The following is a 13,146-nucleotide window of genomic DNA, read 5'->3' as shown; positions in this document are numbered from 1 at the left end:
TTAGTCTTGTGTTTAATCTTCTACTACTCTCACTCCACCCTTATCGGCCGAACTGACCATCTTACCGTAAGCTCTCAAGGCTTTTGAGACGACACGCTGGCGATGAGGCGGCGTAAAGGCTTTTGTGCCGCGGGCTTCTTCCGCTTTACGGCGTTCTGCCAACTCTTCATCGCTTACCTTCACATTAATCGTACGTTCAGGGATATCAATCTCGATTATATCGCCGTCTTTCACCAGTCCAATCGCTCCTCCTGCCGCAGCTTCGGGAGAAATATGACCGATAGAAAGACCGGAAGTACCGCCACTGAAACGACCGTCTGTGATCAGCGCGCACTCCTTGCCTAAATGACGGCTTTTTATATAAGAAGTAGGATAAAGCATTTCCTGCATACCCGGACCACCCTTCGGTCCTTCGTGTGTGATCACCACCACATCGCCCGAGACGACTTTTCCACCGAGGATGCCTTCGCAAGCCGCATCCTGCGAATCGAACACTTTCGCCGGACCGGCAAACTTCCAGATGCTTTCATCCACACCGGCCGTCTTGACCACACAACCGTCCAGCGCGATATTTCCTTTCAGGACAGCCAGGCCGCCATCTTTGGAATAAGCATGCTCGATATCACGGATACATCCGGCGGCACGATCGGTATCCAGTTCCTTATAATAGGTTTCCTGCGATCCCATCCGAATGCTGAAACGATGGGCGGGAGCACTCTTGTATTTCTTGACAGCCTCGTCCGTCATATTCGGCGAGGTGATAGCAAATTTATCTACGGCTTCGGCAAGCGTCATACCGTCCACACGCTTCACATTCCCGTCTACCAAGCCGCTTTTCAGCAGCTCGTTCATGATTCCCATGATACCACCGGCACGGTTCACATCCTGGACGTGGTAGGTGTGCGTGTTGGGAGCAACCTTGCAGAGGCAAGGAGTCTTGCGGGAGAGCATATCGATATCGTCCATCGTGAAGTCCGCCTCAGCTTCCTGCGCGATGGCGAGCAAGTGGAGAACCGTATTGGTGGAACCACCCATTGCAATATCCAATGACATGGCATTCAGGAAAGCCTGACGGGTGGCGATACTGCGGGGAAGAACAGACTCATCACCGTCACGATAGTATTTATAGGCATTTTCTACAATCTGCCGGGCAGCATCGCGGAACAGTTGCGTACGGCCCACATGCGTAGCGACGATCGTCCCGTTGCCCGGAAGTGCCAAACCGATCGCTTCGTTCAGACAGTTCATCGAGTTGGCCGTAAACATACCGGAACAACAACCGCATCCCGGACAGGCATTCCGTTCCACCTGTGCGATCCGTTCATCGCTGACCGAAGTGTCGGCCGATTCGATCATGGCATCGATCAAATCCAGATGGCGGTTATCCAGCTCACCGGCTTCCATCGGACCGCCGGAGACAAAGATAGTCGGAATATTGAGCCGCATGGATGCCATTAGCATCCCCGGAGTGATCTTGTCGCAATTGCTAATGCAAACCATTGCATCGGCTTTGTGGGCATTCACCATATACTCGACGCTGTCCGCAATAATATCACGCGAAGGAAGCGAATAGAGCATTCCGTCGTGTCCCATAGCGATACCATCGTCAATAGCAATCGTATTGAATTCGGCAGCAAAGCAACCCAACTTTTCAATCTCCGCTTTTACCTGCTGCCCGATCTCGTGCAGATGGACATGGCCGGGTACAAACTGGGTAAATGAATTCACAATGGCTATAATCGGTTTACCGAACTGCTCTTCTTTCAGACCGTTGGCACGCCACAAAGCGCGAGCCCCAGCCATGCGTCTGCCCTCTGTGCTGTATGAACTTCTTAACGGATTCTTCATCATATTATTTGTTGTTTTCGAACGGCTCACGAACCGCCCCTATTTTCTTATCCTAAATATTATTATATTAAAAAAGCCCTTCTCTGTATGGAGAAAGGCTTAAGAAATATCTTTATATGACTTCACAATTTCTTGCACACCTTTCTCCTTACCTGCTAATGACTAGAAGGACCACCACGAGAATAATATGCAATACATTGTTCATCATCTTTTCTTACATCTTTATTATTGTTTGATGCTGCAAATGTAGAACAATAATTCATACCACCAAAGAAATTAAAAGAAAAATATCAATTTATCTTACATTTCTCAAGCAAAGAAACAAGATAGGCTTGCAGTTTAACACATCCTTCCAATCTTCCATTATCAAATCCGAAATACCTGTCTGGATTGTTTCCGCCTAACTTTTCATATGAAAGAATATGCGAGTAGGCTTCACCATCGTCTTGCTATATATTAAAATAAAAGCAGATCCTTAAGGTAAAGGCAGGCATTCGGACTGGCTTCACCTTAAAGATCTGCTTTCACCCTGTCTCGTACAGATTTAATTATAACTTCTTACGTTTTTGCCCAAGGCCGAAAGCCTTTTTGCCTAATGGCAAAAGCCTTTTCGACCTTGGGCAAAAAGATATTCGACGTAGGTCAAAAGCTCTATGGCTTTATAGCCTAACGATAAAAGTATGGCAGTTGCCACTCTATGATACTTTTCGTACCCGACTCATTTACAAGTGTCAGTTATTTACATTTATAGACACCTATAACAGGATTTTTAATACACAGTCAATCTATTTCAGGACGAGACAAAATTAAAAGTCCGGTTGTGTAACTACCCAAATGTCGGAATCGAAACAGTTTCTAAATATAATTCGTATCTTTGACCCCGATCAACAGACTGAACTTATAGAGATAATGAAACAATACAACTTTGACGAGATCATCGAACGTCGTGGAACCAATTGTGTCAAGTACGATCTTCTAAAGAAAGACTTCGGTAACGAGAACCTTGTTCCACTTTGGGTAGCCGACATGGATTTCCGGACACCAGACTTTATTGTCAACGCAATCAAGAAACGTCTGGAGCATGAGATTTTCGGGTACACATTCGATTCGGATTCCTATTATAACAGTATCATCGAGTGGGTACATTATAAACATAACTGGAAAATCCAACGCGAATGGCTTAGTTATATTCCCGGCATCGTAAAGGGAATCGGTTTCGTTTTGCAATGCTTCACCAAACCTGGTGACAAAGTAATTATCCAGCCACCGGTCTACCATCCCTTCCGCATCGTTCCGGAAAACATGCACCGTGAGGTTGTCTACAACCCGCTTAAAACAGTAGACGACATTTACGAGATGGATTTCGAGAATCTCGAATCGGTCATTGATGAGCATTGCAAGGTCCTGATCCTTTGCAACCCTCATAATCCAGGCGGTGTCGTCTGGAAAAAAGACACACTGGTCAAGTTGGCCGAGGTTTGTGCCAAACACAATATACTCGTTATCTCCGATGAAATACATGCAGAGATGGCTTATCCGCAATATACGCATCATCCGTTTGCAACGGTTTCGGAGACAGCCGCCAATTGCAGCATTACTTTCATGGCTCCGAGCAAGACTTTCAACATTGCCGGAATCGTCACCTCCTACTCGATCATTCCCAATGCGGAAATACGCGAAAAGTTCTATTCCTTCATGGAAGCAGGAGAATTCAATGCCGGGACGATCTTTGCCTATACGGCAACAGAAGCGGCTTATACATACGGAGCCGAATGGTTGCAACAGATGCGGATGTATATCACTGAGAATGTCCGCTTCGTAGATGAATATTGCAAATCCAAACTCCCGAAGATCAAAGTCTATCCCCCTCAGGCATCTTTCCTTGTATGGTTGGATTGCCGTGACCTGAAACTAAGCCAGCCTGAACTGGTAAGCTTGTTCCAAGATAAAGCCGGCCTGTTGCTGAACGACGGAAGCATGTTCGGTCCCGGAGGTGAAGGGCATATGCGTTTGAATATCGGCTGTCCGCGTTCCGTCCTGTCTTCCGCACTGGATGCTTTGAAAAAAGCGATAGATAAGAAATAAAGCCGTTTGCCTGTTTAATTATCCAGAGATTGGGCAGACAAGTCGGAAATTATACGTAAATTTGTCACCATTTTATTTATCACAAATACAATTACAAATGAAAATTACAGCAAATAAGTTCGTTGCAGTTACTTACGATCTGAATGTAGGCGAAGGCGAAGAACGCGAATTGATGGAAAGAGCAACAGCTGAAACACCTCTGAAATTCATCTTTGGTACAGGCGCTATGCTCCCCGCTTTTGAAGACGCTCTGAAAGGACTGGAAGTAGGCGACAAATTTAATTTTTCCATAACTCCGGCTGATGCATACGGCGAATATGTGGAGGAACACGTACTGGATCTTCCGAAGAATATTTTCGAGGTAGACGGCAAGTTCGACTCGGAAATGATCAAAGAAGGCAACACGGTACCGATGATGGATTCGAACGGCAACCGCATGAACGGTTCTGTCTTGGAAGTAAAAGAAGATGTTGTCGTTATGGACTTCAACCATCCGTTGGCTGGCGAAACATTGCATTTCAATGGTGAAGTTATCGATGTACACGAACCGACAGCTGAAGAAATCGCAGCCCTCACAGCTCCGGCTGGTGGATGCGGTTGTGGATGTGACGACTGCGGAAGCGGTTGTGGCGACCATAACCACGAAGGTGGATGCGGATGTGGCGGATGCCATTAAAGAATTGACAATTGACAATTTTAGCAAGGGTGAATACATTTGGAAACATATACAGGCTGACCTCTTTCGGAGAGTCGCACGGTCCCGGAATCGGAGGCGTAATAGACGGATGCCCTGCTGGTATCGAACTAGATACGGCATTTATCCAAAGTGAACTGAACCGCCGTAAACCGGGACAGTCCAAAATCACAACCCCACGCAAGGAAGACGACGAAGTACAGTTCCTTTCCGGTATTTACGAAGGAAAAACGACAGGGACTCCGATCGGTTTCATCATCTGGAACAAGAACCAGCACTCGGCGGACTACGATAATATGAAGAATGTTTATCGTCCTTCCCATGCAGATTACACCTACCAGACCAAATACGGAATCCGCGACCCGCGCGGAGGTGGACGTTCGTCTGCACGTGAAACGATCGCCCGTTGCGTAGCCGGAGCAATTGCCAAACTGGTTCTTCGCCAGAAAGGTATCCGGATACAAGCATTTACCTCACAGGTCGGGAACATCAAACTTAACGGCTCATACACGGATTACGACTTGGACAAGGCGGAAGATACGGCCGTACGTTGTCCGGACCCGGCGACCGCCGAAAAAATGGAGGCTTTGATCGCCGAAGTGAAATCCAAAGGAGATACGATCGGCGGCGTAATCACCTGCGTAGCACAGGGAGTTCCCATTGGTCTGGGCGAACCGGTATTCGGAAAGTTGCATGCGGCATTGGGACATGCGATGTTGACAATCAATGCCGTAAAAGGGTTCGAATACGGTGACGGTTTCGAAGCGGCCTTATATCGTGGCTCGGAACGGAACGACCGTTTCTTCAACGACAACGGACACATCAACACCCATACGAATCATTCCGGTGGCATACAGGGAGGTATCTCGAACGGGCAGGATATTTATTTCCGTGTTGCCTTCAAATCGGTCGCCACTATCCTGATGGAACAGGAAACCGTCAATACGGAAGGTGAAGACACGATCCTGAAAGCCCGCGGACGCCATGATCCGTGTGTTTTACCTCGAGCTGTCCCTATCGTCGAATCAATGGCAGCAATGACACTGTTGGATTTTCTGCTTATGCAGAAAATCCGAAATTGAGAATTGACAATTGACAATTAAATGTATCAGACAATTATCAGATTGTATTTTTAATTGTCAATTGCCAATTATTCATGGTGATAGGGTTCATTATTCAGAATTGTCATCGCCCTATAGAGCTGCTCGATAAAGATCAGGCGGATCATCTGGTGGGAGAAAGTCATTTTGCTTAAGGATATTTTCTCGGCGGCGGCTTTATAAACAGCATCGCTGAAACCATACGGACCACCGACAACAAAAACCAAGCGCTTCGGGACTGTATGCGTCTTTCTTTCTATATAGGTGGAAAACTGCACCGATGTAAATTCTTTTCCTTTTTCATCCAACAAAACCAAATAGTCACCCGGCTGTAATGCTTTCAGAATCAAATCTCCTTCCTTCTCTTTTTGTTGGGATTCGGAAAGATTTTTGACGTTCTTAATATCAGGAATCACTTCCATTTCAAAAGGGATATAATGGACTAGGCGGTTCTTATACTCATTGATCGCTTCCACAAAATAGCCGGCATCCGTCTTGCCGATCACAATCAGCGCAATTTTCATTCGTTTACATTTTAGAGATTGAGGGTGCTAAATTACAGGAAAAAATACATACCTTTGTACGATAATACTCACAAAAAGAGGAGAAAGCTTATGAAACGATTATTTTTAACGTTGGCATTGGTTCTCTCGGTTCTGAGTGTAATGGCTGCCGACATAGTTCCTATATCGAACGCTTTTAAAAGAGGCAACGTCTCGTCGCTCAGTGGATCAATGGACAAGGAAGTCGACATGGCCCTACCGGGTTCATCCAAAAAGTGCAACGCAAACGACGCTGTTTCAATGCTGAATGCCTTCTTCGGAGGGAACAAGCCGACAGGATTCACAGTCGTTCACCATGCTGATAAAAAAGAGACTGGTTTCTTTGTCGGTAAACTACCTACTTCATCCGGTGAATATCGCGTAAACGTGACATACCGTGCAGAAGGAAACAAAGCGATTATACAGTCTATCAGAATTGAATAACAAGATCTTATGATTTATACCTTGTCGCATATAAATCATAAATCATAAATCATAAATCAACAGTAACATGAACGTACAAGAGACAAAAGAACAACTGATTGCGGAACTGATCCGCCTGGCATTCGCAGAAGATATAGGAGATGGCGACCATACGACTTTATGTTGCATTCCGGCTACGGAAATGGGGAAGAGCCAGCTGATCGTGAAAGAAGACGGCGTATTGGCCGGTGTCGAAATGGCTGAACGTATTTTCCACACATTCGATCCGGAGCTGAAAATGACGACATTCATCCATGACGGAGCCGAAGTGAAGAAAGGCGATATCGCTTTCGTTGTCGAAGGGAAGGTACAGTCTTTGTTGCAAACGGAACGCTTGATGCTCAACGTCATGCAACGCATGAGCGGTATTGCCACCACGACACGCAAATATGTCAAGGCTCTGGAAGGAACGAAAACACGCGTGTTAGATACGCGTAAGACGACTCCGGGTCTGCGTATGGTCGAGAAAGAAGCGGTTAAAATCGGTGGCGGTGTCAACCATCGTATCGGGTTGTTCGATATGATTTTGCTGAAGGACAACCATGTGGACTTTGCCGGCGGTATCGAAGCGGCCATCACACGCTGCCATCAGTATCTGAAAGAGAAAAACAAGGATTTGAAGATTGAAATCGAGGTTCGTAACTTCGACGAGTTACAGGAAGCAATGCGTGTCGGCGGTATCGACCGTATCATGCTGGACAACTTCAATATCGAGAATACGAAGAAAGCCGTCGAAATGGTTGCCGGACGTTACGAGCTGGAATCTTCAGGTGGCATCACATTCGCCACGCTTCGCGATTATGCCGAATGCGGTGTGGATTATATCTCAGTCGGAGCCCTGACACACTCTGTCAAGGGGCTGGATATGAGCTTTAAGGCTTGCTAAAGACATTAAGGCGGGCGGATCTCGTCTCTACGAAATACGCGTCACGACGCCCCCCTCTAACAGGTATTGCTGATTGCTTTCCGGGCATGTGGCGATACCTTTTTCATTGAAGGAGAGGCGATGCCCGTATTCGCTCACCCAACCGATCTGACGGGAAGGATTGCCGACAACCAAAGCGTATGGCGGAATATCTTTAGTGACCACGGCCCCTGCGCCGATCATAGCATATTCGCCGATCGTATGGCCGCAAACGATCGTTGCATTCGCACCAATAGAAGCTCCTTTGCCGACATGTGTTTTCAAATATTGGTCTTTACGGGAAACGGCACTGCGGGGATTGACCACATTTGTAAAAACGCAGCTGGGTCCTAAAAAAACATCATCCCCACAAGTCACGCCGGTATAGACGGAGACATTGTTTTGTACCTTCACATTATTCCCTAAAACCACCAGAGGAGAGATCACGACATTCTGTCCGATATTGCAATTCCGACCGATTGAGCATCCCGGCATAATATGGGAAAAATGCCAGATGTGTGTGCCGTCTCCAATCGTGCATCCGGGATCGATAACGGCTGTTTCATGTGCCTTATAAGTTTCCATTTACTTATATATTAAGAAGATTGTTGGTTTCTTGCTCAAATCAGGAACCTTTCCGGCCCATTCTTTAACAGGACGCGTATGGATATATTCATCTTCGCAAGTGATATTCGAAGCAATACACAATTTGGTCGAAGGGCGGCACGTACGGATCAACTCCTCCGCCAATTTATTATTGCGGTAAGGCGTTTCGATGAACAGTTGCGTCTGGTTCTCCGAGTAGATGCGCCCTTCCAGCTTCTTGATCGCATTCGTACGCTGTGAAGCATCGATCGGCAGATAGCCATGAAAAGCAAAGCTCTGCCCGTTAAAACCGGAACCCATCACCGACATCAGGATCGAAGAAGGGCCGACCAGCGGAACCACCTTGTAACCTTTACGCTGTGCAATAGCCACCACATCCGCACCCGGATCAGCAACAGCCGGACAGCCGGCCTCCGAGATCACGCCGACCGACTCGCCTTTGGCCAAAGGGGCCAGATAGCCGGTAACCTCTTCAGGCGACGTATGCTTGTTCAGTTCAGAAAAGACAAGATCGTCTATCACGATAGAGGGTTCTGTCTTTTTCAGGAAACGGCGTGCCGTACGCACATTTTCAACAATGAAATGACGGATGGAAAGGATAACATCCCGGTTATATTCGGGAAGCACCCGGCGATGTTCAACGTCGCCAAGCGTGACGGGAATGAGGTAAAGAGCGGACATACTTTTTTAATAGACAATTGATAATTGATTACGCAAAAGTAGTATTTTTGCCGAAAACAAGCGAAAAGAGATGGCACTTCCGATAGATTTTATCACACGTACCCGCGCATTGCTGGGAAATGAGTTCGACAGTTTCGAAGCGGCGTTGCAGGCCGATGTCCCCGTCAGCATCCGTATCAACGAGAAGAAAGGCGCTCCTATCCCGGCAGCCGATACTCCGGATAACCGGGTGGCGTGGTGCGATACAGGTTATTACCTGCCTGAAAGGCTTTCGTTTACCTTCGACCCGCTCTTCCATGCCGGCGCCTACTACGTGCAGGAAGCGTCGTCCATGTTTCTCGAACAAGTGATCCGCAGCCACGTGAAAACGCCTGTCCGATGCCTCGACCTCTGCGCCGCTCCGGGAGGCAAATCGACTCACCTGGCGGCTTGTCTGCCGGAAGGGAGCCTGCTGGTCAGCAATGAGGTGATCCGTAGCCGGAGTCATATCCTGGCGGAAAATATCGCCAAGTGGGGAAATCCGAATTGCGTCGTGACGAACAACGATCCGAAAGAGATCGGCCGCCTTACGCATTTCTTTGACGTGATCGTCGCCGACGTGCCCTGTTCCGGCGAAGGTATGTTTCGCAAAGATACCGACAGTACAGGCGAATGGAGCATCGCGAACGTCGCGCTCTGTGCCGGACGCGGGCGCCGCATCATCCACGACATCTGGAACGCGCTGAAACCCGGCGGTCTGCTGATCTATAGCACCTGTACCTACAACACGGAGGAGGATGAAGAGAACGTCCATCATATAACGGAAGAACTGGGAGCCGAAGCACTGCCCATCCCCGCCGTAAAGGACGAATGGCAGATCACCGGCCCGTTGAAATATAACCATCCGGTCTATCGTTTTTTCCCGCACAAGACCAAGGGCGAAGGTTTCTTCCTCGCCGCCCTGCGCAAAGCGGATGGCGAAGCGGAAGAGATTCGATTCAAAAACAAGAATAAAAAAGAAAAGGGGAAAACGGCTCCTGCCATCCCGAAAGCTGTCAAATCCTTTCTGTCGGACACGTCTTCTTTTTCACCCGAATGGAGCGGTAGTATCCTCAGGATGCTCCCCGAATCCGTCCGGGGGGCCTATCCCCTGCTTCGTGAGCACCTGCGCATTCTTTCGGCCGGCATCTGTATCGGCGAGGCGAAAGGAAAAGATTTCATCCCTGCCGAGGAGCTCGCACTCAGCACGGCTCTGCGTCCGGATGCTTTTCCCGTGGCTGATTTAGATTGGGACGATGCGATCCGGTATCTGAAAAAAGAAGCCCTGCTCCTACCCGCCGGTACAGAGAAAGGCTACGTATTGGTCCGTCACAAAAAGTTTCCGCTCGGCTTCGCCAAACATCTCGGCAACCGCGCCAACAACCTCTACCCGCAGGAATGGCGCATCCGCACGGGGTATGTACCGGAACAGGTGAAGACGTTCGAATAATGTTGCACAACATAATAAAAAAGATTGTCATTCAAGAGGTTCATCCCAATAATAAACAGTAATTTTATACCGAACAAAATATAAACAGTATGGCAACAAAAAGCCACAAATGCACAGACAAATTCATGACACCAGGTAACACAATGGAGGTCGTTCAGGCGAGACGGTACTTTTTTTAGTTTTCCAAATAAGAGTTCTCTTTTATTCACATAAATTCTAAATCTTATGAAAACAACTATTTTACAATCATTATTCAAAATTGCCTTGCTACTATTCGGCATGGTGGTCGGGGTCGGATGCGACGATTCGGACAATCCGGATAATAGAATACAAGAGGGGATAGAAATTTCCGGCATACTAGCAAAAACCGTAGAAAACGGTACAGAGATCAAGTACCCAACGGAGATAACCCCCTTCTTGACCTTAAGAAAAGATCTCACATTCGAAGGAGATGCCGTGTGCAACAGCATCAAAGGAGACTACAAATACAGTGCAGACAATGGGCAATTCAAAATCGAAGGTTTGATAGCGACTGAACTTGGATGTACATCCCCGCATCATGAAGCCGAAACAATGTATCTCGATTATTTCAGGAAAATCTCTTCCTTCAAGCAAGACAGGGAAAATGTCAGGTTCTATTTCGGGGAAAATAGCTATTTGGAGTATAAATCAATATCTGAAAAAAAATGAAAACAACAAGAACCTTTATCATCGTTTTAACCTTTGCCTGCGTTTCACTATTGGTAAATGCACAACTCAGTACAAATGAATTACCATTCTCATTCAGAGTGGAAAATCAACATTTATTCATACAAAAGAACGCACAAATAAACTCCTATAAAGCACTACTTCCCAAAACGGTTGAAGAATTGAATACGGAAGATCAAGAAAACGAAGGAGACAATGAAAATGTACCACCTCGTTTTGGCTATCCTATACCTGTCAATTGGGATATGACCAATGCTGGCAACTGGACTGTACTAACAAATGGAGACAAACTCTGGACAATGGAAATATCATCACCGAATGCTCTTTCCATAAACTTATTGTATGACAAATTCTGGTTGCCAGAAGGAACTAGTCTGTTTTTATACAGTAAAGACAAAAAACAATATATGGGTGGCTTTACTTCTATTAATAATAAAGGAGACTCCATTAATCTAAAAGGTTTTGCAACTGGTATTATTCAAGGAAGTAATGTCATTTTAGAATATTATCAACCTGCACATATCTCGCAAACCGCTATAATATCAATATGCAATGTTGTACATGGATATAAACCAATCGTTGCACCTGCAATCCTAACTCGTTCATTCGGAGGATCTGGCAATTGCCAAGTAAACATTAACTGTCCAGAAGGTGAAGATTGGCAAAAAGAAAAAAGAGCTATAGCTTTAATAGTAGTAAATGGATTCCGATATGCAACAGGAGCACTTCTTAACACAACGGCTAACGATAAGCGGCCAATCTTTTTAACAGCAGATCATTGTCTCGGAGGATGGGGCAATTATAATATAAAATATGATGCTGTAACAAATCCAAACTTAAATCATTACATGTTCTATTGGAATTATGAAAGTCCCTCATGTTCTCGTGGAGGAAGCGAACCCCAAATCCTATCGACTTCCGGAGCAACCATATTGGCAAATAATGAATATTCCGATTTTGCACTATTATCCTTAAATGAAGATCCAAAGAATCTTTCCGGTTATGACCCTTATTATTTAGGTTGGGATAGAATAACGTCTTTAAGTTCCACCGGAGTTGTCGGTATCCACCACCCAAGTGGTGATGTTAAGAAAATAGCGACATCGTTTAACCTGCCGGCAAATACTACTCCATATTGGCGTGTTAATTGGAGTCAAACAACAAACGGTTTTTCCGTAACAGAAGGAGGTTCTTCCGGATCACCTCTATTGACAAGAAATACACATCGAGTCATCGGCCAATTATTTGGTGGTTCAGATATCAACTGCAATAATCCTGCAGCAGACTATGCTATCTACGGCCAATTTCATCTTTCTTGGGATTACGGAACCAATCCTCAACGTCGTCTGAAAGACTGGCTTGATCCTAATAACACGGGAGCCCAATTCGTAGATGGCATCCCTGTTCCAGAACCGGAGCCAGACCCAGATCCTTATGTTATCCATATAAATGGCAGTTTTTATCAACTGAATTGCCCGTTATTAGAAAATCAAAAAGTAACTGTCGACCACTGGGGCGGTGCTTACGACGTTTGTAAAAACCAAGAAGTTGTTTTGGAATTTACTTCCAACAAAAAGAATCTGACATGCAGTTTATGGGACGGAACAGGCCCATTCTATCTGCAATACTTTCCACGAGGAGATTACTACACACTTTCTTGTACACCACAAAGCGATATATTCGAACTTTCCTTCACAGACGGGAATATAACTGAATATATAGCTTTTGAAACACAGGACTATTATACGATCTCTTATAGCAACTCATCTCAACTAATACAAATAGACATTAATGAGGATATGGCAAGAATGAAAAACAGCAGTTCATACAAAGTTGCGATTTATAATCAGACAGGCTCATTAATGAAACAGGTCTCTATGACAAATAAAACAATCTCCATAAATACTACGGAGTTTCCCAATGGAATTTATTTCATACACCTCATGGATAACACAGGTGAAAAGATCGGTTCGAAGAAGATATCAATCAGCCACTAATCTTAATAAAAGGAAGGGGGGAAAACATTA

The 13,146-nt window shown here is 45.9% G+C and carries 12 protein-coding genes; 8 read left to right on the top strand and 4 right to left on the bottom strand.

What is annotated here, in order from left to right; all coding sequences use genetic code 11:
- Nucleotides 1–12: 12 nt before the first annotated feature.
- The gene (ilvD, locus tag KTG12_RS03690; protein WP_138272737.1) at nt 13–1,848 is read right to left on the bottom strand and encodes a dihydroxy-acid dehydratase; all 1,836 of its coding nucleotides are present in this window, start codon (nt 1,846–1,848) and stop codon (nt 13–15) included.
- Nucleotides 1,849–2,757: 909 nt separating this feature from the next.
- On the opposite strand from ilvD, the gene KTG12_RS03685 reads away from it, so the two are divergent.
- The 3 genes from KTG12_RS03685 to aroC all read left to right on the top strand — a co-directional run bounded on the left by KTG12_RS03685 (nt 2,758) and on the right by aroC (nt 5,709).
- Nucleotides 2,758–3,933, top strand: a complete 1,176-nt coding sequence (locus KTG12_RS03685; RefSeq protein WP_036658535.1) for a MalY/PatB family protein — start codon at nt 2,758–2,760, stop codon at nt 3,931–3,933.
- Between the two features lie 97 nt (nt 3,934–4,030).
- Nucleotides 4,031–4,609 carry a peptidylprolyl isomerase gene (locus KTG12_RS03680; protein WP_022321315.1) on the top strand — a complete coding sequence of 193 codons (579 nt, stop codon included), beginning with the start codon at nt 4,031–4,033 and terminating at the stop codon, nt 4,607–4,609.
- A gap of 29 nt (nt 4,610–4,638) precedes the next feature.
- Nucleotides 4,639–5,709: a chorismate synthase gene (aroC, locus tag KTG12_RS03675; protein WP_046451674.1), complete on the top strand. Its 1,071-nt coding sequence runs from the start codon at nt 4,639–4,641 to the stop codon at nt 5,707–5,709.
- Nucleotides 5,710–5,777: 68 nt separating this feature from the next.
- Here the strand turns inward: aroC and rlmH are convergent, their stop codons facing one another.
- Complete coding sequence (gene rlmH, locus KTG12_RS03670; protein ID WP_022321473.1) at nt 5,778–6,251, bottom strand: 23S rRNA (pseudouridine(1915)-N(3))-methyltransferase RlmH; 474 nt, start codon at nt 6,249–6,251, stop codon at nt 5,778–5,780.
- A 90-nt stretch (nt 6,252–6,341) separates the two neighbouring features.
- Here rlmH and KTG12_RS03665 point away from each other — a divergent pair, with 90 nt between their 5' ends.
- Together KTG12_RS03665 and nadC are read left to right on the top strand one after the other, a co-directional pair.
- The gene (locus KTG12_RS03665; protein ID WP_005651328.1) at nt 6,342–6,713 is read left to right on the top strand and encodes a DUF4783 domain-containing protein; all 372 of its coding nucleotides are present in this window, start codon (nt 6,342–6,344) and stop codon (nt 6,711–6,713) included.
- 67 nt (nt 6,714–6,780) lie between these two features.
- The gene (gene nadC / locus KTG12_RS03660) at nt 6,781–7,638 is read left to right on the top strand and encodes a carboxylating nicotinate-nucleotide diphosphorylase (RefSeq protein WP_022321472.1); all 858 of its coding nucleotides are present in this window, start codon (nt 6,781–6,783) and stop codon (nt 7,636–7,638) included.
- 27 nt (nt 7,639–7,665) lie between these two features.
- Here the strand turns inward: nadC and KTG12_RS03655 are convergent, their stop codons facing one another.
- Both KTG12_RS03655 and KTG12_RS03650 read right to left on the bottom strand, forming a co-directional pair.
- Nucleotides 7,666–8,241 carry an acyltransferase gene (locus KTG12_RS03655; RefSeq protein ID WP_138272718.1) on the bottom strand — a complete coding sequence of 192 codons (576 nt, stop codon included), beginning with the start codon at nt 8,239–8,241 and terminating at the stop codon, nt 7,666–7,668.
- Nucleotides 8,242–8,943, bottom strand: a complete 702-nt coding sequence (locus KTG12_RS03650; protein ID WP_005645807.1) for an SAM-dependent methyltransferase — start codon at nt 8,941–8,943, stop codon at nt 8,242–8,244. It lies immediately after the preceding gene.
- Between the two features lie 70 nt (nt 8,944–9,013).
- Between KTG12_RS03650 and KTG12_RS03645 the strand changes: the two genes are divergently transcribed.
- The 3 genes from KTG12_RS03645 to KTG12_RS03630 all read left to right on the top strand — a co-directional run bounded on the left by KTG12_RS03645 (nt 9,014) and on the right by KTG12_RS03630 (nt 13,116).
- Nucleotides 9,014–10,411 (top strand): rRNA cytosine-C5-methyltransferase, encoded by a 1,398-nt coding sequence (locus tag KTG12_RS03645; RefSeq protein WP_122116035.1) that lies wholly within the window; start codon nt 9,014–9,016, stop codon nt 10,409–10,411.
- Nucleotides 10,412–10,636: 225 nt separating this feature from the next.
- Nucleotides 10,637–11,101, top strand: a complete 465-nt coding sequence (locus tag KTG12_RS03640; RefSeq protein WP_005645803.1) for an META domain-containing protein — start codon at nt 10,637–10,639, stop codon at nt 11,099–11,101.
- Nucleotides 11,098–13,116 (top strand): T9SS type A sorting domain-containing protein, encoded by a 2,019-nt coding sequence (locus tag KTG12_RS03630; RefSeq protein WP_227225822.1) that lies wholly within the window; start codon nt 11,098–11,100, stop codon nt 13,114–13,116. The genes KTG12_RS03640 and KTG12_RS03630 overlap by 4 nt, the downstream gene beginning before the upstream one ends.
- The last annotated feature ends 30 nt before the right edge of the window (nt 13,117–13,146 follow it).

It is taken from the genome of Parabacteroides sp. MSK.9.14 (assembly GCF_019041495.1).
GTDB lineage: Bacteria > Bacteroidota > Bacteroidia > Bacteroidales > Tannerellaceae > Parabacteroides > Parabacteroides merdae.
This window is presented reverse-complemented; position numbering and strand designations above follow the sequence as displayed.

Bases quoted from the DNA above. Each gene is read 5' to 3' on its own strand.
- KTG12_RS03685 (WP_036658535.1), top strand. From the start codon at position 2,758: ATGAAACAATACAACTTTGACGAGATCATCGAACGTCGTGGAACCAAT.
- KTG12_RS03645 (WP_122116035.1), top strand. From the start codon at position 9,014: ATGGCACTTCCGATAGATTTTATCACACGTACCCGCGCATTGCTGGGA.
- KTG12_RS03665 (WP_005651328.1), top strand. From the start codon at position 6,342: ATGAAACGATTATTTTTAACGTTGGCATTGGTTCTCTCGGTTCTGAGT.
- KTG12_RS03680 (WP_022321315.1), top strand. From the start codon at position 4,031: ATGAAAATTACAGCAAATAAGTTCGTTGCAGTTACTTACGATCTGAAT.
- KTG12_RS03630 (WP_227225822.1), top strand. From the start codon at position 11,098: ATGAAAACAACAAGAACCTTTATCATCGTTTTAACCTTTGCCTGCGTT.
- KTG12_RS03650 (WP_005645807.1), bottom strand. From the start codon at position 8,943: ATGTCCGCTCTTTACCTCATTCCCGTCACGCTTGGCGACGTTGAACAT.
- ilvD (WP_138272737.1), bottom strand. From the start codon at position 1,848: ATGAAGAATCCGTTAAGAAGTTCATACAGCACAGAGGGCAGACGCATG.
- KTG12_RS03655 (WP_138272718.1), bottom strand. From the start codon at position 8,241: ATGGAAACTTATAAGGCACATGAAACAGCCGTTATCGATCCCGGATGC.
- nadC (WP_022321472.1), top strand. From the start codon at position 6,781: ATGAACGTACAAGAGACAAAAGAACAACTGATTGCGGAACTGATCCGC.
- rlmH (WP_022321473.1), bottom strand. From the start codon at position 6,251: ATGAAAATTGCGCTGATTGTGATCGGCAAGACGGATGCCGGCTATTTT.
- KTG12_RS03640 (WP_005645803.1), top strand. From the start codon at position 10,637: ATGAAAACAACTATTTTACAATCATTATTCAAAATTGCCTTGCTACTA.